Source organism: Nocardioides zeae, from assembly GCF_010686755.1.
Classification (GTDB): Bacteria; Actinomycetota; Actinomycetes; order Propionibacteriales; family Nocardioidaceae; genus Nocardioides; species Nocardioides zeae.
This window is the reverse complement of the sequence record NZ_JAAGXA010000010.1, coordinates 82147-103986: the sequence shown is the minus strand read 5'-3', so window position 1 is coordinate 103986 and position 21840 is coordinate 82147. Positions and strand designations below refer to the sequence as shown.

The window sequence follows — 21840 nt, the reverse complement described above, 5'->3', positions numbered from 1 at the left end:
AACGGCCGGTGGAAGAGCTCCTCGGACTGCGCAGCAAGCAGGACGTCCTCGCGTTTCTGCGCTCCACGGGCTTCGATGTCGCGCGGGCCGCCCGTGCCACGTTCACAGGTGACGAGCCGGTCGGCACGCTTCTCGTCGGCTCGGTGGCGGAGGGCTACCAGACCGCGTCCTCCGACATCGACATCCTCTTCGTGTCCTACACAAGTCGGGTGAACTTGCGTTCGGGTGGGCATCTCGTGATCTCGTCGGGCCAGTCGAGCGAGACACTGACCTACGCCTCCGGCGTCGAGATCAACACCGAAGTCGTTTGCTGGGAAGACTACTCGTCGCTGGCCGACAAGCTGGACCAGGTGGCTGGGGCGACCGCGAGGGGCGGTGGCCTGACGAAGCTACCGATGCTCGACAAGTACACGTTGCGCTACTTGCACCGTCTACGCACCGGGCTGGTGCTCGACGGCGCGGATGTCGTGGACCAGTTTCGGGCCGACTTCCACGTCGGCTCGCTGCCGCTCTACCTCTCGGTGAAGAACCTCGTCCTGGCGCGAGAGGCACTCGAGGATGCCCGCTCGGCCCCCCACGAGACCGCCGGGCTCGTCGAGTACAGCTGCCGCAACGTCCTGGAGTACTGCCTACTGGCGTTCGCTGCGGCCCTTGGCTTCACATCACAGAGCCGCCGCTTCGTCATGAACTGGATCGACGGTCTGAACGACGACGACCCCCATCTCCCTGCGCTCGTCGAGCTACGCGACCGGTTCCTGAGCAACCACGCCTTAGCGCCTGAGCAGAAGGCGCACCTCATCGCCGGTGCGTCCGCATCGTTCGAGGTGGTCCGATCGGCGCTGCGTGAGGATCGGGTCCGCCGCCGCGTGATCGACCGCATCTTCGAGAGCATCCCTTATGCGTACTGACGTGAACGAAGGTGAACAACTGGCGACGCACCTCGTGACAGGCGCCGCAGGCTTCCTCGGGCGACAGCTCGTGCTCGAGCTGTTGCATCGTCACGCCCGTGATCGGGTCGTGGCGCTCGTACGCGACGGCGAGGACGAGCTGCGGGGATGGCTCGACGCGCGCCGGGCGGACCTCGCGCGACTTGAGGTCATCCGCGGTGAGGTGACAGCCGAACAGTGCGGGGTCGCCGCAGACCAAGTGTCGGTCCTCAGCGGGGAACGGGTGCATATGTACCACACAGCCGCCCGCTATGACCTGGCACGCGCCGACGCCGCGCAAGACGAGAAGGTAAACGTCGAGGGGACCCGACGCGCCCTCGAGCTCGCGAAGACCATCGCAGCTGCCTCCTTCGCGCACGTGAGCACGGTCATGGTCGCCGGCCGCTACCAGGGCATCTGGACGGAAGAGCACTACGAGGAGGCGCCCGGGTGGCCCACGAGCTACGCAAGCTCGAAGCACCGCGCTGAGCTTCTCGTACGCGACAGCTCCGTTCCGGTCCGCGGGATCTACCGGCTGGGCGTTCTCGTCGGCGACGCCAGCACTGGCAGCCACTTCAAGGAGGACGGCGTCTACGGCTTCTTCGAGGCGATCCGCTCCGTCGACAGGTCCGTTCCGCGTGGATTGCCGCTTCCTACCATCGGGTGGGGGCCTATCCCGTTGTGTCCCGTCGACCATGCCGCTCGCGCCGTTGTAGCTCTGGCCGCCAACGCTGACCGAGGCCTGGCCGTCCATCACGTCTTCGAGGACGACGTACTCCGTGCCGACGAGATCATGCGCCTCGTCCTGGAAGCCGCAGGCAGGGAGCGCATCCTTGACCTCGCTTGGGTGGGCCACGCCGTCCAGGACTTCAACGAGCGTGCCGAGCACGACACCGTGCTGACTCAGCTGCGCGACGACATCCTCGCGATCCTGCGCGACGCCGGCATCCCTCAGCATCTTCTCGCGGAGCTGCACCAGCCCACCCAGTTCAGCAACGACATCACCTCGGCCCACCTGCGAGAGCTGGGGATCGAGTCGACGATGTTCACAAGCTACGTCTCACGTATCTGGTATGGCTGGCTCGCCCATCGGATGCGGGACGCGTGCGCTCGGCGCCGCGCGTTCTTCTCCGGCAAGCACGTCGTCATGACGGGCGGCAGCTCGGGGATCGGCGCCGAGATGCTGCGTCGGATGCTCGATTCCGGCGTCGCCTCGGTGGTCGTCCTCGGCCGCCATGCGGAACGTGTCGCGTCGGTGGTCGCACCTCACCCCGAACGCGAGCGCGTCGAGCACCTGCCGTGCGATCTGCTCGACCCAGAGGACGTGACCTCGGCGGTCGACCAGCTTCTCTCCGATGATCGACCGATCGACGTGTTGGTGCTTTCCGCTGGCCTCTCGATCGACCGTCGTCTGCTCGACATGACCGACGACCTCAACGAACTGGCCCGGATGACACAGGTCAACTTCCTGGCACCGACGCACCTGATCCGAGGACTCGTCCCATTGATGGAAGGCCGCCCGGATGCACGGGTCGTCACTATCTCGACCATCTCGACACAGCTGGACGTCCCCGGCTTCTCGGTCTACGCCGCCACCAAGGCGGCGCTCGACCGAGTGTTCTCCGTCCTCCCAGCCGAGCTCGCGGGGAAGGGGATCTCGTTCGTGACTGTACGACTCCCACTCGTGAAGACGCCGATGACCGATGTCCACGTCCGCCTGCGCGACGTGCCGATGCTGTCCGTGGGACGGGCGTCCGAAATCGTGCTAGCGGCGCTCGAGACCGGCGACGCGCGAGCGGGCACCTGGCTCGGCAGCATGTTCGAGGTTCTCCAGAATCTGCACCCCGAGCTGGCCCGCGCTCTCTCCTCCATCGGGTGGCGCGCGTACCTGCGCACGCCGTACTTCGCCCGTCTGGTGGATGCACAGCTCCGCCGCAACGACGCCTGACCCTCTCGAAGGAGAATCACATGCCGCTCGTCGTCTCGCGCGCCCGCCGCCTCCGGGGCGTGGTCCACGCCCCTCCGGACAAGTCGATCTCCCACCGGGCTGTCATCCTCGCCAGCCTTGCGGCCGGCCGATCGCGCATCAGTAACTACTTGGACGGCGACGACAACGCGCTGACCTTGGAGGCCTTGAGCCAGCTCGGGGTCGCCTTCACGCGGGACGAGGGCGAGATCATCGTCGAGGGCGTCGGTGCTGCCGGACTCGCCGAGGCTCACGAGGTCCTCCGCACGGGGCGCTCAGCGGCCACGATGCGCTTCGTGGCAGGTTTGGTCGCGCCCGAGCCGCACCTCACCATCCTCTCGGGGGTAGCCCGCACCAATGAGCGTCCGATGGCGCGCATCATCGACCCCCTGCGGGCCATGGGTGCGACCGTGCTAGGGGCAAACGGAGGTACTACCCCCCCGCTGGCGGTTCTCGGCGGCTCTCTCAGAGGGGTGGACTGGAGCCTCGACATCGCCTCCGCCGAGGCGAAGACCTCCATCATGCTGGCGGCGTTGCGAGCGGAAGGGCCGACGACGGTCCGGACTCCCCTTCCCTGCCGCGATCACACCGAGCGTCTCGTGCAAGCCATGGGCGTCGACGTCGGTCGGACCGATCCCACCGTCGTCACCCTCCCCGGGGACCGCAGGGACCTGCTGCCTCTCGACTTTCGCGTGCCGGGAGAGATGAGCGTTGCCGTCTACTGGCTCGTTGCCGGCTCGGTGCACCCCGATGCCGACATCACCATCACCGACGTGTGCATGAACCCGACACGCATTGGGGTGCTCGAGGCACTGACCTCGATGGGGGCCGACATCAGCGTCGTCAACGAGACCGACGGAATCGAACCGGTCGCCACGCTCCGTGTCCGCTCCGCGCAGCTGCACGGCACCACGATCACCCCCGACCTCGTCCCTCGCATGATCGATGAGTTCCCAGGCTTCATCCTTGCAGCATGCCTGGCCGACGGTCCCACGGTCATCCAGGGCGCGGAGGACCTGCGCAACAAGAAGTCGAATCGTCTGGAGACCGTCGCGCAGGAGTACCGCAAGCTCGGGGCCACGATAGACGTCACCTCCGACGGCATGACGGTCGCTGGTGGCGCTCGACTCCGCGGCGCCACGACGGACAGCCACGGCGACCACCGGCTCGGCAACTCGCTGGCGACAGCCGGCCTGCTGGCGGAAGGCGAAACTGTCATCGAGAACGACGGCGTCATAGCCGCAACGTCCTACCCCGCGTTCATCGAAAACCTGCGAAGGTTGGCCTCGTGAGCCTTACTCCAAACACCTTCGCCCCCGCCCCTGCCCGCGTCGCGCTGCCGGAGAAGTGGTCCGGCGTCGGCACCGCGTCGGTGCCCGGGAGCAAGAGCCAGACCAACCGAGTGCTCGTGCTCTCAGCGCTCGCTGACGGCACTTCGACCGTCACCGACGCGATGGTTGCCGACGATTCGCGGCAGATGATCGGTGCGCTGCGCACCCTAGGCATCGCGGTGGAGCCGCTCGATGACACGGCTCGCAACTGGCGCGTCGTCGGCTGCGGCGGAGAGCTGCCCGATGTCGGCGACGTCGTCATCGACGCTGGCCTTGCGGGCACGGTCATGCGCTTTGTCACGGCCATCGCGACGCTCGCGCCTCACGTGACCACCGTGACGGGCCGCCCGCCGTTGCTCGCGCGACCCGTAGCCGAGCTCTTGCGCGGACTGAGCGCGGTTGGCGCTGACGTCCGTGGTTCGGGCGACGGGCACGGATTCCCCCCGGTCGTCATCGGCAGCGCTCGTCCACGAGGCGGCGCGGTCACTGTCGATGCCCGCCGCTCCAGCCAGTTCGCCTCCGCCCTGGCGGCGGCGTCGCCGGGGTTCGAGCGGGGTGTGGACCTGCACGTCGACGGCCTCGAAGCAAGTGGCTACTTCGACCTCACGGTCGAGCTCATGCGCCGTCGCGGCATCCGGCTCGAGCGCACTACCGGTGGCCTTCAGGTCGAGCCGGGCGTCTACCGCGCCCTCGACGAACGCGTGCCTGGTGATATCAGTAGCGCGAGCCACCTCCTCACCCTCGCTGCTGCGACTGCAAGCACGATCACCGTGACAAACCTCCACGGCTCTGACCTGCAGCCCGACTTCGCGATCCTCAGCACCTTTGAGGCGTTTGGCTGCACCGTGGAGCATGACGCCGACGGAGCGATCACCGTTACGGGGCCGAAGCACCTCTCCCCCGTCCACGTCGATCTCACGAGCACGCCCGACCAATTGCCGAACATCGCAGTGCTCGCGGCGCTCGCCGAGGGCCGGTCCCTCATCAGCGGCGTCGGCATCACACGCTTTCACGAGACCGATCGCATCCAGGCAATCGAGACGGAGCTCAGCAAGCTGGGGATCACCACCTCCTCCACTTCCGATGCCGTCACCATCGACGGTGGCACGCCTCGAACCGGCCTCACACTCTCGACCTACCACGACCACCGTTTGGGGATGGCCTTCGCAGCCCTCGCGCTTGCGATCGGCGACACCGTGATCGACGGCGCCGACTGCGTCGCGAAGACCTTCCCCGGCTTCTGGGACGTATTGGAGTCGCTGAGCGTGCCCATCACGAGGACGCCTGTATGAACCGTGGGGAGATACGCAGGGAGCAGCTCGTCTCCGAGGTGGATCACGTCCCGGCCACAGGCTGGTTCGCCTGGTACGAGGTGCCGTTGGAGCGGGCCCGTCTGGCGACAGGGGCGCCGGCGCGGTCGCCTGCCTCGCCCCGCGTGATCGCTGCCACAAGATCGCACGACGCACACCGTCTGCAGGAGCTGCTCCCTTCGCTTGCCGGAACCGGGGTCACCCACGTGCAGTTCGAGGCGGAGGCGAGCGACCCTCGCACGAGGCGCCTATTCGCCGCGATCAACGATCAGGGCATCTCCCCGATTCCCGCCACGCACCTACCCCGTACCGTGGGCGCCGAGGAGCTGCGCACACATGCCGAAAGTCTCGCCGGCCTCGGGGGGGCAATCGTCAAGGTCGTGTATCCGGCGCCCACCCCGGAGGACGTCCGAGCTGGTCTCGACGTGCTAGCCGAGTGGCCTCAGGAAACGGTGCCGCTGTCCCTCACCCCGGCCGGATCGCGTCAAGGCCGTCTCGTGGCGGCGCTCGCGGGGTCGGCCCTCGTGTTCGTGCCGCCAGTGGCGGAGACCGACCGTCTCCCGGCACCCTGGTGGCGCGCGCTGCTGGACCCCTCCGTCGAACACGACAGGCAGGCAACCTCGTGACCTTCACCGCCGATCGGATCAACGGCCTCCGAGACGACGTCCACGAGCGGGGTTACGCCCACCTCGTCGGGGTGGGAACGTCGCCTGACCAGCTCCTAGAAGTGCTCCGCTACCTTGGCGAGCCGCGGAGGGGAACGTTCTGGGCCGAGCTGCAGATGGTGACGTACACGGGCTCGTCCGTCGAGAGGTCGGTCGCGGAGTCCGACCAGGTCCTCTCCGCCCATACGGACGGCAGCTTCGAACCCGACCCGCCGGAACTTCTCCTTCTGCAGTGCCTCCAACCGGACCTCCCTGGGTACGGCGAGTCCTGTCTGGTCACGGTCTGTGACATCGTCACCGCGCTTCCTGCCGGGACCACCCAGCTGCTCCGCGAGCCCCGGTACCGCTTCTCCAAGCAAGAGAAGTCCAAGAGGGCCCACGCAACGGGGCCGGTCTTGTGGCAGCTTGGCGACGGTCGCGACGCCATCCGCTATCGGCACGACCAGAAGTACCAGATAGTCGGCGACCGTGAGGATACACGTGCCGCTGTAGCCGACCTCGCAGCTGCGGTGCGCGCGCTCGAGGGTAGCCACCCGGCGCCACTTGGCGCCGGCGACGTGCTCGTGTTGGACAACAGGCGCTGCCTCCACGGCCGGTCCGCGCTGTCGGGTCGGGTCACACGTCAGCTCCGCACTGCATGGGGTGACTATGAACGCGCAGACAACTGAGCAGGCGAAAGGCGAGCCAGGTGCCGCGGGGCCTGCCGCCGCCGTCCTCTTCGATATGGATGGCGTACTTGTTGACTCGCTAGAGATTATGCGGGCGTCCTACACGGAGGCGGTGGCCGACCTCGCGGGGGCGCCCGGTTTCGCGGAGTATCAGAAGAACCTCGGCCGAGCTCTACCGGACATTGCCGCGAGGCTGGGCCTGCCTGCTTCCTTTCCGGCACGATACCGCCTCCTCAGCGACGCGCGATCGGCTCAAGTCACCGCTTACCCCGGCATCAGGGAGGTCTTGGGGGCTCTTCGCGACCAGGGTGTCGCCCTAGGAGTCGTGACCGGCAAGGAAGGTGATACCGCCCGCGACATCCTCGAGGGGCTGGGGCTGCTCACGTTCATCGATGTGGTGCGGGGCGGCGACGAGGTCGTCGCCGCCAAACCATCTCCCGAGCACGTGCGCGCGGTGCTGCGCGACCTGCCGTGCCGACCCGTTGCGCCCCAGGAGGTGCTCGTCGTGGGGGACTCCGACACCGACATGATGTCGGCCCGGAGCGCCGGATGCCGCACTGCCTTCGCGAAGTGGGGGTACTCGGACGTCGGTGCACTGAGCAGACCGCCCGACCACGTGCTTCAGCGTCCCCTCGACGTGCTTGAGGCGGCATCGCGCCGCCCGGAGGAACCATGCTGATCGAGGTCTGCGGCATCGACGGAGCGGGCAAGAGCACGCTCATCGGTAGAGTCATGCGCCTTGCCCACGAGGCTGGCGTTCCTTGCTACGAGCGGCAGCTAAGAGGAGTCGGCAAACGATTGCTGACTGCGCTCGCTGTCGAGCAGGGCCACGGCGCGTGGTGGGCAGTGTTCGAGCGCGGACCCGTCGAGTTCGCCACCGCGCTCGAGATGTACCAGCTCTACTACAGCTCCATCGCGCCGATCCTCTTCCCTGGCCAGATCGTGTTCACCGACACCTTCGTGCGCTCGTGGGTCGCCACGGCCATCGCGAACGGGTCCGTCGACCCGGATCAGCTGATGCAGGTCTACGGATGCTTGCCAGCACCCGACATGTCGGTGGAGCTCGTCTGCCCCGCGCAAATCGCATACGAGCGGATCCTCGCTCGTCCCAAGGGGGATCACATCTTGCGCAGCGGCGGAATGGCACGGCTGCAGGCCCTTGCTGACGCTTATCGGAACCTCGCCTCGAACGAGCTCGTCGACTACGACGTCATGCGCGTGGACAGCCGGCAGGGAGCCGACGAGTTGGAGACGGAGGTGTTCGGCGCAATGCTCCGGTGGGCAGCCGAGCACGATCAACTCCTGCATCGGCGGCTTGAAGATCGTGCGTGAGGCGCCGTCCGGCTCTCTCGTCGTCGACCTGGGCGCCACAAAGGTCGCATCCGTCGTGTCGTCGAGGATCCGGACCTCGGCCCTCCCCGTCCTGCCCCGGGCGACCGACGAGCTTGCGTGGCTGGCTGCGTGGATTGCCGAGGAACTCACTCCGGCGATCCACCGGATCGTCGTTGCCGCGGCGCCCGAGATGGACGCACGCGGCGTCGTCCGCCGCTGGCCGAACCGACCGGAATGGCTCGGTCTGCCGCTCGGCACTGCACTCGCCTTCAACGGCGTCAGCGTCGAGATCCTGGCAGACGGCGCGGCGGCGGCCCTCGGCGAAGCCTCGGAACAGGGACTAGAAAGAATGCTCTACCTGGGACTCGGGACAGGGGTGTCGACTGGATGGGTGGTGGACGGCATGCCGGTCCCCGTGCGCGAACCGATCGACCTCGCACACACGACCATCGCCGACCGATCGGCAGAGTGCGTCTGCGGACGACGCGGCTGTGTCCAGGCATGGGCGTCGGGGCGCGGCATCATGGATCGGATCGTCGGGCTGGGGCTCGGCGATCTCAGCTGGAACGATATCGCGCGACGCTGGTCGGGGCCTGCGCTCGCTCACGTACGCCGAGGCGCCGTCGATGCGCTGTCCGCAGCAAGCAGGGTGGGGGCCGAGATGTTCGGATGCGAGGTCGTGGTAATCGGCGGACGACTGGTCGGCTTGCTGCCCGGCCTGGTGGCAGACGTGCGTTACTCTCTCGGCGATGGCACCTTAGTCCGAATGGGCCGACTCGGTGGCGACGCCACGCTCCACGGTGCGGTCGCGCTCGCGCGAGTCCTCGATCAACCGTTGCGGCCACGCTAAGCAGGCTCGATCGTGCGGCCGGCGGAGACCGCCCGTCGCGGAGCGCCTCAGCCCTCGCTCGGCGAGCAACGCCGTACCGCGGAACCTCGCTGCGTCGTAGACCAGCGAGTACGCCGCGTCCGGATCGTCGACAGCGACGGCGGAGGCGCTGCGCAGCGTCCGCTCTGCCTCGGCCAACAACGCCGTGGCGTTGGTCTTGCCCCGCTGTGGTGGACACCTGACAGTGAGCCGCAGGCTCGCTGGAGGGAGTCCCTTGAAGGCCGTTCGTCGAGGTACCCAGCGGAGTCTCGGACCGGGGCCGTCCTCCTGGTCTTGACAAGCGATGAGCTGATGGCAGAGATCGCCCGCGGCCTCGGGATCAGTGCCAAGACCGTCGTCGGCTAGGCCCGCAAGGACGGTGCCAAGCAGGCCGCCGACGCGTTGAACCAACACGAGCGCCTGGAATCGAAGCGGGTCCGCTCAGTTCTGGGTGTCTCCCGATCCGGCTACGACGCTTGGCGCGACCGAGGCCCGAGCGTCCACGCTGAGCTCGCTCGTCTCGGGCATCACACCCGCCAGTAAGCGCGGCGCCCGGCTGATGCGCGAGCACGGCGTCTGAGCGCCTACTCGCGCAAGAAGTGACGCACCGGCAAGCCCAACACCGCATGGGCACCCGACGTCACCCAGTTACGCACCGACGACGGCTGACCCCATTTCGCCGGAGTCATCGACCCCTTCTCACGCCGCGTTTGTCGGTTGCGTTGTCAGTTGCGTGTCTGTTGGGCTATGCGCACTAGCCCTGATGCCGACCGCGGGTCGGCCTACACCTCGCTGGCATTCGCCGAGCGGCTCGAGGCCCTCGGCATCACGACGTCGTTCGGGTCGACGGGCGATGCGTATGACAACGCCGCCGGCGAGTTCACGTGGGCCACCCTGAAGAGGGAACCGGTCTGTGTTGCGTGCCGGACCTGATGGAGGCTCTCATTCCTCGAAAGGATGATAGTCGTGGCGGCACCGAGGAAGTACCCCGAGGAACTTTGGGAGCGGACGAGCCGGAGGGACTGCTGAAGGTCTGGTTGTCACTCGTGGTGAGTGGTTTCAGGCCGCGTCAGCGGCTGCGTAGATGGTCTCAAACTCGATCGGGGTCAGCTTCCCGAGTGCCCGTTGTCGGCGTCGGCGGTGGTAGGTCCGTTCGATCCAGGTCACGATCGCCAGCCGGAGCTCTTCGCGCGTGCGCCAGCGTTGCCGGTTCAGAACGTTCTTCTGCAGCAGCGCGAAAAAGGACTCCATCGCGGCGTTGTCCCCGGCCGCACCGACGCGACCCATCGACCCGGTCAGGCCCTGGTGCTTCAGCTCCTCGACGAACCTCCTCGACCGGAACTGGCTGCCCCGGTCGGAGTGGACCGTGCATCCGACCACTGCGGCTGGTCCGCCACGGCGAGCAACCGCGCTTGAGAGGGCCGCGAGCGCGATGCGGGTTTTCATCCGCGAGGCGATGGAGTAGCCCACGATCCGTGCCGAGAAGACATCCTTGATCGCGCAGAGGTAGAGCTTCCCCTCGTCGGTGTGGTGCTCGGTGATGTCGGTGAGCCACAGCTGGTTCGGCGCATGCGCGGTGAAGTCACGTCGGACCAGGTCGTCGTGAGCTGGCGGTCCGGGACGCTTCGAAGTGCCCCGCCGGCGGCTGTGCGCGGAGAAGATCCGGGCCTGCGAGCACAACCGCCACACCCGTCGCTCGGACGCCACGTGGCCGGCCGCGGCGAGCTCGTCGGCGACGAACCGGTAGCCGAACTCGGGGTCGTCGGCGTGCACGTCGAGCGCGGCGTTGGTCAGGTACGCATCGGCCAGGTCGCGGTCGCTGACCGGGTCGCGGTCCCAGGCGTAGAAGGCTTGGCGGGAGAAGCCCAGCACCCGGCAGGTCACCGCGACAGGAATCGGATTGATCTTGTCGGCGGCAAGGTCACGGACCAGCGGGAACGTCTGTAATGGGTGCTGGCTGGCCCGTGGCCGGCTGAGAGGCTGATCTCGGCCGGCGTGCGTGACTCCGGGTATATCCGACCCACCAGCCCCTGGTGGTGTCTTGAAAATGACATGTCCGCACACCGTCCGAGGTTCGGCTTCCACGCACAGATGCCTTGATTAGAAGCCTGTCCGACCACCGGCGACATCGGTGGCCGTGACTCATTACAGATGTGACTCTGAGCGACCCCACGGGCTCGAGCCGGAACGTCCGCATCCCCTTCTGAGTCAGGAGTCCCGTTGACCATCGTTGCCCAGCTGTTCGAGCACGTCGTCGGCATCGACACCCATGCCCGCACCCACACCTACTGTCTGCTCGCTGCCGCGACCGGAGCGGTCATCGACACCGCGACATTCCCCACCACCCGGTCGGGCAACGCCCGAGCAATTGGCTGGATCGTGCGCCGGACCAGCGGTAGCGTCCTCGCCGCGGTCGAAGGGACCTCGTCCTACGGCGCCGGCATCACCGCGGCCCTGAGCGAGGCCGGCTTCGACATCGCCGAGGTACGCCCAGCAGCCCGCAGCACCCAGGCACACAGTGGCAAGTCCGACGCTCTCGACGCCGAAGCCGCAGCCCGAGCGGTCCTTGGTCGAGAGTTCAATCGCCTCGCCAAGCCCCGACAGGCCGGTCAACGCACTGCGCTGCGAGTCCTACTCGCTTCGCGGTCGATCCTCGATCAACAACGCACCGCAAACCGCAACGCTCTCCTGGCACTGCTGCGAAGCATTGACCTTGGGATCGACGCCCGCAAGCCCCTGACCGAAGCGCAGGTTCGCACGATCGCGGCATGGCGGACCAGCCGCGCCACCGCCCAGCACGACCCTCTGACAATTGCCCGCCGCGAAGCCCGTCGTCTCGCCTGCTCTGTGCTCGAGCAGGGCGAGCTCTTGAAGCACAATCACCGCGAGCTGCATCAGCTCGCCGAGGCCCTCGCTCCCGGCCTTCAGGTCCAGCCAGGCGTCGGCCCAGTCACCGCAGCGATCATCATCTGCGCATACTCCCACCACGGCCGGGTTCGCTCGGAAGCAGCTTTCGCTGCCCTCGGCGGGATAGCGCCAGTCCCTGCATCCTCGGGCAACACCGACCGTCACCGCCTGTCCCGCTCGGGCGACCGCCAACTCAACCGCGCCTTCGACGTCATCGTCCGCACCCGGATGAGCTACGACGAAACCACCCGCGACTACGTCGCACGCCGACGCACCGAAGGCCGCTCCAACCGCGAGATCCGCCGCTGCCTCAAACGATACGTATGCCGCGCGATCTTCCGCGAACTCCAGACCGCGATGGCTTGACGCCAGGCATAGAAGCGTCATTTTGGGGACTGGCCGAGCTTCAGATTCGCCTGCGAGAGATAGGCCGCTGCGCGGCGTAGAACCTCGTTCTCCTGCTCGAGCAGCCGGATCTTCTTCCGAGCCTCACGCAGCTCGGCGTTCTCGGTGCTGGTGATGCCAGGCTTCGCGCCGTCCTCGACGTCGGCTTTCGTGAGCCAGTTGCGTAGGCAGGACTCGCTGATCCCGAAGTCCTTCGCGATCTGAGCCACGGGTGCATCACCGCGCCGGGCGACCGCGACGACGTCGTCGCGGAACTCCTTGGGATGGGGAGCAGGCATGGTCGACATCCTTCCAGCGGCGACTGACGTCGCCAGAGGTCAGGTGACAACCGAACCTTCAGCAGTCCCCACCGTGCACCGGCTGAGGTGCGCCGACGGATTGCGCGGGATCAGCACAGCTAAGGGACCCGCACGACCGTGCCGGGCACCGGCCGGACCTGCAGTCCTGACCTGCCCGCTCGGCCGGGCGTCCGACACCTGGCCGCTCGCCACCGACTCGCCCCGCAGGTGGCGGCCGTACGTCGCGGCGACGCCACCTCACCGGTCACCATGGTGCCGCTCGTCCGTTGTGCGACCCGACGAGGTAGCCCGTACTCATCCCCGCGACGAGCGCGGAGCACGAGAACAGGTCGCCGAACTTCTCGGCCTCGGTGGGCTCATCCCCGCTCGCGCGGGGGTGAGCCGAACTTGAACCAGTTGACGGCCACGTACAACGCACCCTCCCCGCTCGCGCGGAGCTGAGCGTGTCACCGACCGTCACGCCGAGTTGTCATGTACGCCGTGGCGCGGGTGAGGACACGTCGCTGCGTACGTGACAACTCGGCGCCGGCCTCGGGTTGGTCGTCCACAGGTCACCACCGGGAGGTGGTGATCGAATGTGTGTTCGACCAGAGTCGGGGGCATGGATCGGGGGACCCAGCACACGGCGACCGCGTTGATCGACGCGGTCCGCGACCGCACGACGGCGGCGCGTGTGGCGGAGGCGGCTGCGTTCGTGGCAGTCGGTGACTGGGCTGCGGCGCACACCTCGGACGCCGTCGTGGGTGATCCCCTTACGACACTGGGCGAGTGGGACGCCGAAGCCCTGGCGGGGGATCAATTCCTCGAGCTGGGCGGGCCGGGGGCGCCCGTGGTCGCGGAGTTCTGCATCAGCGAGGTCGCCGCAGCCCGGGGTTGCTCGTTCGACGCCGCCCGTCGCCTCGTCGGGGACGCGGTCGAGCTGCGCTACCGACTCCCGCGCGTTCACGAGCGGATCGCTGCGGGTGAGGTCGACGTGTGGCGGGGGCGGCGGATCGCGCAGGCCACCCGCCCCCTGACCTTCGAGGCGGCCGGGTTCGTCGACCGGCACGTTGCGTACGTCGCGGGCAAGGCCACCGGTGCCGAGGTCGACCGGTTGGTGGCGGAGGCGGCAGCGCGGTTCGACCCCGAGACCACCGAGGCCGAGCGCCATGGGGCTGACGGCGACCGGTATCTCGCGATCGACCTCGGTGACGTGGCCTATGCGGACCCGTTGACCGGGACCCTGCGGGGCACGGTGAACGTCCATGGCAGCCTGGATCTGGCTGATGCGCTCGACCTGGAACGGAGCATCGCGCACGTCGCCCGCCAGCTCGGCGAGCTGGGCTGCGACCCGAACCTCGACATCCGACGCTCCATGGCCCTCGGCGAGATCGCACGGCGCTGCGACGGGGTGACGACGTTGGAGTACGACGCGGGTGACGCGACGACCGAGACCGAGCCGCGACCGGTGCACCGGGCCCGGCGCGAGGTGGTGCTGTTCGTGCACCTCGACCACGCGGCCATCACCGGCACCCTCAACGGGATCGGTCCCGGGATCGATGCCTGCACCGGCATGACGGGCATCGACCTCGCGAGGCTCGACACCCCGGGACTACCGAGAGGTGCGGTGACCGTCGAGCAGGTCCAGTCCTGGTGCGGATCGCCCGACACCCGAGTGACGGTCAAGCCGATCATCGACCTCAACCACCACGACGCCGTGAACGGCTACAACCCGCCCGACCGGATCGCCGACCACGTCAGAGCCCGCTGGCCCCGCTGCGTCTTCCCCCACTGCACCCGCTCCTCACGGACGGCCGACCTCGACCACTGCGAGCGGTACGACGAGAACGGCCCACCCGGCCAGACCTCCACCCGGAACCTCTTCCCGCTCTGCCGACGCCACCACCGCATGAAGACCCACCGCGAACTGAGAACAGGCAACCGGTGGACCTACCGCCCCACCAACCCGACACAGAACGAACCACCGAACGCCGTCATCTGGACCAGCCCAGTGGGCCTGCGCTACCTCGTCGACCACGACGGCACCCGCCCCTGGCCACCAGACGGCCCACCCGGACCCGACGACCCGAGCTGACACCCGCCGCCCGCCCACACCCCGTGGCCGGGCGGCGGAGCATGCTCCAAAGATCTCAGCTGGTCGCCCACCCAGCCGATAGACGGCGCATGATCACCCGGGGGCAGCAGCAGGACGCGGTCGACAACCTCAGATGCCCGGTGTGCCGGTCGGACGTGCCGCCCAGGTCCGCCGCGTGCCGGTCGTGCCACCTGCCTATCCGCGACGTCGTCGCCAACCAGCGGCCGGGCGGCTCCCGCAGCAACCGTCGCGTCCTGACGCGACTCTGGGGAATCCCCATCTACGGCGGGATCTTCGCGTGGTGCCTGCTGCAGCTGCCGACGGCGGCCGTGTTCGTCGTACCGGCCGTGGTCGCCGGGTTCACGTTGCACGTGCTGCGCGGCCGGCCGTACACCGGTGCGCTCGTCTTCCTCGTCATCGTCGTCGTGGCGCCGGCCCTGTTCTGGCCGTCGATCGCGACGGAGGCGTTCGACGGACTGACGTCGCGACTCTGAGCCTCACGGCGACAGGAACGGCGTGAACGACCGCACCGACCTTCGCCCACCCAGCTCGGCGCTCGGCCGCCCACGGCGTTCTTCTCGAGGGGCGACTTTGCTCAAGCCTGCCGCAAGCCGGCCGAAAGGGAGGCAGAATCCCCTCCCGCAGCACCACTCCCCCGTGCACCTCGCCTCCCCCGCAGCCGCACGGCCCCCACCGAGAGGCCGCCGTGTTCCATCCTGTCTCCCTGTCCCGCCGCACCTTGCTCGGCGCCGCCGGCCTCGCCGCCGCCGCGGTCGCCGCCGCCCCCGTCCTCACCTCGCCCGCCTCGGCGGCGACGACGGCGACGGACCGCGGCTACGGCGTCTTCCTCCCCGCCTACCCCGGCAACCTCGAGTCGGTCCGCACCGCAGGTGCCGCCGTCGGACGGATGCCGGAGCTCGTCACCTGGTACGTCGCCTGGTCCACCAAGACGGCGTTCCCCTTGGCCCAGGTGCAGGAGGTCACCGCCCTGGGTGCGGTTCCGGAGATCACCTGGGAGCCCTGGGACCCCGCGCGCGGGACCGTCCAGTCGACGTACTCCATGGCCTCCATCGCCGCCGGCCGCCACGACTCCTACATCCGCTCGTGGGCGCGCGCCGCCGCCGCGTGGGGGCGGCCGGTGCGGCTGCGCTTCGCGCACGAGTCGAACGGGTCGTGGTACCCCTGGGCGGTCGGCGTCAACGGCACCACCGCGAGCCAGTACGCCGCGGCCTGGCGCCGTGTCGTGACCCTGTTCCGCTCGGCGGGGGCCCGCAACGTGCAGCACGTGTGGTGCCCCAACATCCCCTTCGCGGGCACGCCCGCGCTCGCCTCCATCTACCCCGGGGATGCGTACGTCGATGTGGTCGGCCTCGACGGCTACAACTGGGGCACCAGCCAGGACTGGTCGCAGTGGGGCACCTTCACCGACGTCTTCGGTGCCGGTGTCAGCGAGCTGCGGTCGTTCACCGGCAAGCCCCTCGTGCTGGGCGAGGTGGGCTGCGCGGAGGCCGGTGGCGACAAGGCCGCCTGGATCGCCGACATGTTCGCCGTCCTCGACGCCCACCCCGAGGTCGCGGGGTTCACCTGGTTCAACGCGGCGAAGGAGACCGACTGGCGGGTCGAGTCGACCCAGGCGTCGCTCGACGCCTTCCGCGCCGGCGTCGCCTGACGAGGGAGCCGCCGGGTCAGTCCCGCCGACGCGTCAGGAACAGACCGCCGCCGCCGACGATCGCCAGACCGGCACCGCCGAAGGCGAGCACCTTCCACGTCGTACCGGCGTCCTGGATGCGCGTGTGGAAGTACCGGCGTCCCGAGGCGTCGATGCCGACCAGGCGCTTCCCGTCGTAGAGACCGTCGACGCGCTTGCCGTCCACCAGCTCGCGCCGGTCGGAGTCGCTCAGGCCGTTGATGCGCTCCTTCTCCCCGTCGTCCCACGGCACGAAGTTGCGCGTCTTGCTGGTGCGCGTGGGCTTCTCGATCTCACCCTCGACCGCGACGAGGCAGCCCGACGTCTCGCCCTCGCCGCAGATCGGGGTGTTCTTGAGGGCGCGCTCCTGGAGGAACGAGGCCCCCAGGAAGCCCACCAGGCCGAGGACCAGGCCAGCGACCAGCGCGGCCGCGGCGACCCACTGGAGGGGGGAGGTGAAGGAGCGAGGGTCGAGCAGCTTGACAGCGTTGAACCGGGCCATGGGAGGGGTCCTCGGGACTAGGGGGCACGACGCGCCCCGATCTGCCCGGCGGATGGTCTACCCAAACCGCTGCGCAGCCTCGTAGGACTCGGGTGGGCCGAACCGCTCACGGTCGCTGCGCTCGTGGCGGCGCTTCTGGACGGCGGAGACGGCGATGACGCCACCCCAGAGGAAGGCAAGCACGCTGATGACCGCCAGCCCCTGGTCGTCCTCCCGCGCCGCCCCCAGCGAGAGTCCGATGGCGAGGGCCAGCGTGCCGTTGAGAACGTGGTGGCTCCAGGTCCACGGCCGCTCCCCCCACCGGTAGCCCAACGCCGCGCGCACCACACGGGATTGCCGGCGGGTCTCCCCGAGGAGCGGGTACGCCGCGGTGAAGGCAACGGCGGCCAGCCCGCCGCCCGCACCCGCGATGACCCAGCGGTGCGGCATCGCGTCGAGGACCAGCGCCAGGTACGCCGCCGCTGCCGCCAGGTAGCCCACGACGAGCACCACCGCCGCCCGACGCGGGATCGGCACCCCGTGCTCGGTCTTCACCTGCTGACCTCCCCGTCGACGGTTCCTGCGCGCTGCCGCCGCTCCCGGCGACGGCGGAGGTACGCCGACCGGGTGTAGCCCACGAGGGTGACGCTGAAACCGACCACGACCAGGACATGCCCCCAGTGCCCGTCGCCGAACACGAACATGAGCACGGAGTAGGTGACGATCGCCCCGCCAACGCCGATCTGGATCCAGTGCAACCGCCACGACGCGACGATCTCGCCGCGCGCGTATCCCCGCCGCTCGAACTCCTGCGCCGAGGTACGGCGCATCTCGGCCCCCAGCCGCATGGTCACCACGAGCAGCGCCACACCCAGCAGGAGCAGGACTGCTGTGACCGGTGCACCGACAGCGACCGGGATCCGGCCGCCCGCGGTCACCCCACCGAGCAGGCAACCGGTGACGATGAGGACGTAGGCCACAGCGCCCACGAGCTGCACCCGTCGCGGGATCTCGACGCCCAGGTCGGTCTTCACGCCGTCTCACCCGCGCGCGTCACGCCCCGCCGCTCGCGGCGCCACTTCTGCGTCGCCGACCACCCGATGCTGACGAGCATCGCGGTGAACATCACGGAGCCCGCCCAGAAGAACCAGCTCCACGCCTCGGAGCGGACCGCGTTCCAGATCTGCAGAGGGAGCATGACCGCGAAGAGCGCCCCGTACCCGGCGTGGGCCCACCACGACCACGGCTGCTCGCCCACCAGGTAGCCACGATCGCGCCGCGCCTGCTGCACGCGTCGGCGGCTGTCGGACCCCGCGCGCCAGGCGAAGAGGTAGAGAACCACCACGACCACGGCGAGCACAGCCGCCACGACCCAGCGGACCGACCCCGTGATCAGGTCCGTGACGAGCACCGCCGCGAGCAGACCGACGACGAGGATCGATGCCACCGCCAGCGGCGCAGCACGCGCCGGCGCCTCGACTCCGTACGGCGCGAGCACGTCCTGCTGGATGACACCGACGAACTCGCGCACACCCAGGACGAGGAGTGGGACGGCCACCGCGGCCACCAGCGCGAGGACCAGGACGAAGCCCCACAACGGCACACGATCGTCGGCGTAGAGCCCGGACACGCCACCGGCCACCGCCGTCAGTACGACGCCACCGAGCCCCCCTACGAGGATGAGCCTGACCTTGCGGCGACGCAGGGCTCGCATCTCGGACGTCATGCGACCTGCCCCTGGGCGGCTGCGGCCGCGACCACGGCGCAACCGACGACGAACAGGAGCAGCCCACCGATGCGCCGCGTCGCCGTCAGTTCACCCATCTGGGCAACCTAGCCAAGTCGTTCAACGTCGCACACCTACGCACCGCGGAGAGGCTTCGGAGGAAGCGCCCGGACGACAGGCGGAACGGAGGGCGGGGCCGCGCGCAGCTCGACCGGGCCAGGGGCCCCGCGTACACGGCGCTCGCGGCGCCATTTCCCCCTGGTCGACAGCACTGCCAACGTCCCCAGAGCGAGAACGTTGAGGAGCGCGGACACCACGACCTCGACGCTGCCGTCGTCCAACGCGAACCACAGCTGGACCGCGGCGACGTAGCTGACCGCAGCGGTCCACCCGCCGTGCCACCGCCACGAGCGGGGCCGTTCTCCCCAGCGGTAGTGCAGGGAGCCACGGACCACCGCGGTCTGTCGTCGCGACTCTGCGGCCGCGAGGTGCGCGCAGCCCAGGAGGACGCTGGTCGCCACGACGATCGGGATGACGACCAGCAGCACGCCTGGTGAGAACTCACTCACCGTCGCGGCGACCGCCGCGACGACGAGCACGCCGCAGCCGACCCACGACGCGACGACGGTCCACCCCGGCACCGGCACGCCGAACTGGTTCTTCACGACCCCGACGCCTCGGTCGTGAGCGGGACGGGCACGAGGTCAGGGCACTCCGGGGCGGCACGCCCCTCGCGCTCGCGACGCCATCCCTGCACCGCGCTCAGACCATCGCTCAGCGCCAGCCTTCCGTTGTTCGCCGCGATGACGACCAGGACCCACCAAGGCCCACCGCTCGTGTGGACGGGCCAGAGGACGACGAGGGACAGCGTCCAGCAGAGGGCGTCCGTCCGGTGAGTCCGCCAGTCCTGCATCGTCTCGCCCCACCGCATCCCCAGGTGCGCGCGCACGACCTTCGTCTGGCGCGACGACTCCCGGTCGAGCACCCGGGCCACCGCCGCCGACCCCAGTCCGGCGGCGATGGCACCGAGCACCCACGGTGACCGCCACGCCGTCACCTCGATCGCGACGAGGAAGACCGGCACGAGGACGAGCGCGGATCCAGCGTTCGACGGGATCCACGACCACCGGTGCACCGGCACGCCGTACACGTTGGTGACCGCCACGCGAGCAACCTAGCGAAACGTCGGACCCCGCGGGTCCGGTTCCGACCGAATGGTCCGGTGGCGGGTCAGTCCCGCACGAGCCGGTAGCCCCGGGCGTCGTGCTCGATCCACCGGCGGCCGACCCCGACGCCTCGCAGCGTGTCGGTGAGGCCGCGCATCAGCAGTTCCACGCGGGAGAGGTCGGCGGCGCGGGCCGGGTCGTCGTGGATGGCGATGGAGAGGTCGGCCGCCGTGCGGGGCTGGCCGTCGGCGTACAGCAGCACCTCCAGCAGGTCGAACGCCCGCGGGTTCAGCGCGACCGGGTGCTCCTCCACGCGGGCGACCGCGTCGTCGGGGTGGACCCGCAACGACCCGAACACGACCCAACCGTCGTCGTACTCGACCCCAGCCGGCTCAGCCGGCTCAGCCGGCCCCGCGGGCGACCCCGCGGGCACGGGCGATCCGGCGGGCGCGGGCGGTACGGCGGGGGCGGGTGCCGGTGCGGCCGCACCGTCCACGGCGGGTCGGAGGAACCGGTCGGCGGGCCGGCGCATGACGGCCGCGATGCGCACCTTCAGCTCGCGGCCGCTCAGCGGTCGGAGCAGGTAGGCGTCGGCGCCGGCGCTCAGCCCCCGCACGATGTCGAGCTCGTCGTCGCGCTCGGAGTGGAGCACGATGAAGGTCGTGCTGCGGGCGCGCAGGCGACGCGCGACCTCGATGCCGTCGGCACCGGTGCCGAGCTGGGCGTCCACCATCACGAGGTCGGGAGCATGGGCCTCCGCCACCACGAGCGCCGAGACGGCGTCGTCGGCGCGCAGCACCTCGAACCCCGACGCCTGGAGCACGCCCGCGACCCACAGCGCGTCCTCGACGTCCGGGTCGACGACGAGCGCGACCGGCACCCGCCCCTGCTCCGGCGCTCTCTCATCCACAGGGCACATCGCTCAGCTCCCCGCTCCTCACCTGTTGTCCGCACGCGATCGTCGACCCGCCGTCCCGCGCCGCTCCCACGACCTCGACCGCCGGGCCCGCGGCACCCTCGAAGACGTTGCCGCGCACCGTCGCGCGCCGTCCCCACCCGTCGACGACCTCGTGCACCTGCACGGCGACGCCGTCGGCGTCGAACGTGTTGCCGTCCACCAGCCAGTCGTTGCCCTTCACGTCGACGAGGGCGTCCACGGCCGCGCCGACCGGACCCTCGAACGTGTTGCCCGTGATCCGTCCGCCGCTGGTGCCCTCCTTCACGTCGACCGCCTCGGCCGACGTCGAGCGGATGACGTTGCCCTCGACGACGTTGTCGTCGCTGCCGTCGGGCTCGCAGTCCGTGAGGTCGCACCAGTTGCTCTCCGCGCTGCCCACGTAGACCCCCTCGCCGAAGTCCGCCTCCCGCAGCCCGGTGTCGAACACCGTGCTCCGGCTCAGCGTGTTGCGCGACGAGCCCTGCCGGAGGTGGACGGCCTCGTCACCGGTGCCGTGCACCGTGATGCCGCGGAGGGTGTTGTCGCTCGCAGCGCTCAGCATGACGCCCTTCTTGCCCCCGGTCACCGTCACGCCGCTCACGGTCCACCACGAGGCGCCGTCGAGGTGCAGGGTGTAGCCCTCGTCGACCGTCCCGCCGTCCAGCACGGTGGACGCGCTGCCGCAGAGGGTGATCGGGGCGTCGGCCGAGCCGGAGGACGTCGCCGTGAACGAGCCCGCGTAGGTGCCGTCGGCCAGGGAGATCGTGCCCCCGGGTCGCGCCGCGGCGAGCGCGTCGCGCAGCTCGTCGGCGGTGCCCACCACCTCGGCGTCGGCGGGACACCCCTCCGTGGCGGTGGACGAGCCGCCGTCGCCGCCCACCAGACCGCATCCGGCGAGCACCGACGACGCTCCCAGCACCCCCACCAGCGACCCCGCGACGACGCCGCTCAGGCGCACGGGGACGGGCGGCGCGGTCGGCATCTCAAGAAACCCTCCAGATCGGCCCACCGAGCCGGGCAAGGTTGCGCGGCAGCGCCCTCCTCGGGGCTCTGTCGCGCCGTACCCTACCCACGTCCGAGCGCCGCGTCCGC

The 21840-nt window shown here is 69.5% G+C and carries 21 protein-coding genes and 2 pseudogenes; 13 read left to right on the top strand and 10 right to left on the bottom strand.

Annotation, left to right across the window (positions count from 1 at the left end):
* The first annotated feature begins 8 nt into the window (after positions 1-8).
* From G3T38_RS14825 to G3T38_RS14785, 9 genes are read left to right on the top strand one after another with little or no spacing between them, the layout of a single operon-like run.
* Entirely contained in the window at positions 9-908 is a 900-nt protein-coding gene (locus G3T38_RS14825) for a hypothetical protein (RefSeq protein ID WP_163773099.1), read from the top strand.
* 1 nt (position 909) lies between these two features.
* Complete coding sequence (locus G3T38_RS14820; protein ID WP_163773098.1) at positions 910-2874, top strand: SDR family NAD(P)-dependent oxidoreductase; 1965 nt, start codon at positions 910-912, stop codon at positions 2872-2874.
* Positions 2875-2894: 20 nt separating this feature from the next.
* The gene (gene aroA, locus G3T38_RS14815; protein WP_163773097.1) at positions 2895-4184 is read left to right on the top strand and encodes a 3-phosphoshikimate 1-carboxyvinyltransferase; all 1290 of its coding nucleotides are present in this window, start codon (positions 2895-2897) and stop codon (positions 4182-4184) included.
* Entirely contained in the window at positions 4181-5515 is a 1335-nt protein-coding gene (aroA, locus tag G3T38_RS14810; protein WP_163773096.1) for a 3-phosphoshikimate 1-carboxyvinyltransferase, read from the top strand. Before aroA (G3T38_RS14815) ends, aroA (G3T38_RS14810) begins: the two co-directional genes overlap by 4 nt.
* Positions 5512-6159 (top strand): beta/alpha barrel domain-containing protein, encoded by a 648-nt coding sequence (locus G3T38_RS14805; protein WP_163773095.1) that lies wholly within the window; start codon positions 5512-5514, stop codon positions 6157-6159. Before aroA (G3T38_RS14810) ends, G3T38_RS14805 begins: the two co-directional genes overlap by 4 nt.
* Positions 6156-6866, top strand: coding sequence for a TauD/TfdA family dioxygenase (locus G3T38_RS14800; protein WP_163773094.1), 711 nt, complete (start codon positions 6156-6158; stop codon positions 6864-6866). Before G3T38_RS14805 ends, G3T38_RS14800 begins: the two co-directional genes overlap by 4 nt.
* Complete coding sequence (locus G3T38_RS14795) at positions 6847-7545, top strand: HAD family hydrolase (RefSeq protein WP_163773093.1); 699 nt, start codon at positions 6847-6849, stop codon at positions 7543-7545. The genes G3T38_RS14800 and G3T38_RS14795 overlap by 20 nt, the downstream gene beginning before the upstream one ends.
* Positions 7539-8198 carry a nucleoside/nucleotide kinase family protein gene (locus tag G3T38_RS14790; protein WP_163773092.1) on the top strand — a complete coding sequence of 220 codons (660 nt, stop codon included), beginning with the start codon at positions 7539-7541 and terminating at the stop codon, positions 8196-8198. The genes G3T38_RS14795 and G3T38_RS14790 overlap by 7 nt, the downstream gene beginning before the upstream one ends.
* Positions 8191-9048, top strand: a complete 858-nt coding sequence (locus G3T38_RS14785; RefSeq protein ID WP_338037683.1) for an ROK family protein — start codon at positions 8191-8193, stop codon at positions 9046-9048. The genes G3T38_RS14790 and G3T38_RS14785 overlap by 8 nt, the downstream gene beginning before the upstream one ends.
* A 1077-nt stretch (positions 9049-10125) precedes the next feature.
* Here G3T38_RS14785 and G3T38_RS14780 read toward each other — a convergent pair.
* A pseudogene (locus G3T38_RS14780) lies at positions 10126-11019 on the bottom strand (IS3 family transposase); the annotation flags it as partial.
* A 267-nt stretch (positions 11020-11286) separates the two neighbouring features.
* Between G3T38_RS14780 and G3T38_RS14775 the strand changes: the two are divergent.
* Positions 11287-12339: an IS110 family RNA-guided transposase gene (locus G3T38_RS14775; RefSeq protein WP_163773090.1), complete on the top strand. Its 1053-nt coding sequence runs from the start codon at positions 11287-11289 to the stop codon at positions 12337-12339.
* A 50-nt stretch (positions 12340-12389) separates the two neighbouring features.
* On the opposite strand, the pseudogene G3T38_RS21220 reads toward G3T38_RS14775, so the two are convergent.
* Positions 12390-12656 (bottom strand): annotated as a pseudogene (locus tag G3T38_RS21220) (transposase); the annotation flags it as partial.
* A gap of 622 nt (positions 12657-13278) precedes the next feature.
* Between G3T38_RS21220 and G3T38_RS14765 the strand changes: the two are divergent.
* From G3T38_RS14765 to G3T38_RS22745, 3 genes are all read left to right on the top strand, one after another.
* Positions 13279-14751, top strand: coding sequence for an HNH endonuclease signature motif containing protein (locus G3T38_RS14765; RefSeq protein WP_163773089.1), 1473 nt, complete (start codon positions 13279-13281; stop codon positions 14749-14751).
* A gap of 89 nt (positions 14752-14840) precedes the next feature.
* Positions 14841-15245: a hypothetical protein gene (locus G3T38_RS14760; RefSeq protein WP_163773088.1), complete on the top strand. Its 405-nt coding sequence runs from the start codon at positions 14841-14843 to the stop codon at positions 15243-15245.
* A 212-nt stretch (positions 15246-15457) separates the two neighbouring features.
* On the top strand, positions 15458-16420 hold the full coding sequence (locus G3T38_RS22745) for a glycosyl hydrolase (protein ID WP_163773087.1): 963 nt from the start codon (positions 15458-15460) through the stop codon (positions 16418-16420).
* 16 nt (positions 16421-16436) lie between these two features.
* On the opposite strand, the gene G3T38_RS14750 is transcribed toward G3T38_RS22745, so the two are convergent.
* The 8 genes from G3T38_RS14750 to G3T38_RS14715 form a co-directional block, all read right to left on the bottom strand.
* Positions 16437-16940, bottom strand: coding sequence for a hypothetical protein (locus tag G3T38_RS14750; protein ID WP_163773086.1), 504 nt, complete (start codon positions 16938-16940; stop codon positions 16437-16439).
* Between the two features lie 57 nt (positions 16941-16997).
* A complete protein-coding gene (locus G3T38_RS14745) occupies positions 16998-17474 on the bottom strand; it encodes a hypothetical protein (RefSeq protein ID WP_163773085.1) in 477 nt (158 codons plus the stop codon).
* Complete coding sequence (locus G3T38_RS14740; protein ID WP_163773084.1) at positions 17471-17953, bottom strand: hypothetical protein; 483 nt, start codon at positions 17951-17953, stop codon at positions 17471-17473. Before G3T38_RS14740 ends, G3T38_RS14745 begins: the two co-directional genes overlap by 4 nt.
* Entirely contained in the window at positions 17950-18645 is a 696-nt protein-coding gene (locus tag G3T38_RS14735; protein ID WP_163773083.1) for a hypothetical protein, read from the bottom strand. The genes G3T38_RS14740 and G3T38_RS14735 overlap by 4 nt, the downstream gene beginning before the upstream one ends.
* Before the next feature lie 134 nt (positions 18646-18779).
* Positions 18780-19310: a hypothetical protein gene (locus G3T38_RS14730; RefSeq protein ID WP_163773082.1), complete on the bottom strand. Its 531-nt coding sequence runs from the start codon at positions 19308-19310 to the stop codon at positions 18780-18782.
* Positions 19307-19810, bottom strand: coding sequence for a hypothetical protein (locus tag G3T38_RS14725; RefSeq protein WP_163773081.1), 504 nt, complete (start codon positions 19808-19810; stop codon positions 19307-19309). Before G3T38_RS14725 ends, G3T38_RS14730 begins: the two co-directional genes overlap by 4 nt.
* A gap of 65 nt (positions 19811-19875) precedes the next feature.
* Positions 19876-20721, bottom strand: coding sequence for a response regulator (locus tag G3T38_RS14720; RefSeq protein ID WP_163773080.1), 846 nt, complete (start codon positions 20719-20721; stop codon positions 19876-19878).
* Positions 20714-21730 carry a right-handed parallel beta-helix repeat-containing protein gene (locus tag G3T38_RS14715; protein WP_241728904.1) on the bottom strand — a complete coding sequence of 339 codons (1017 nt, stop codon included), beginning with the start codon at positions 21728-21730 and terminating at the stop codon, positions 20714-20716. Before G3T38_RS14715 ends, G3T38_RS14720 begins: the two co-directional genes overlap by 8 nt.
* Between the last annotated feature and the right edge of the window lie 110 nt (positions 21731-21840).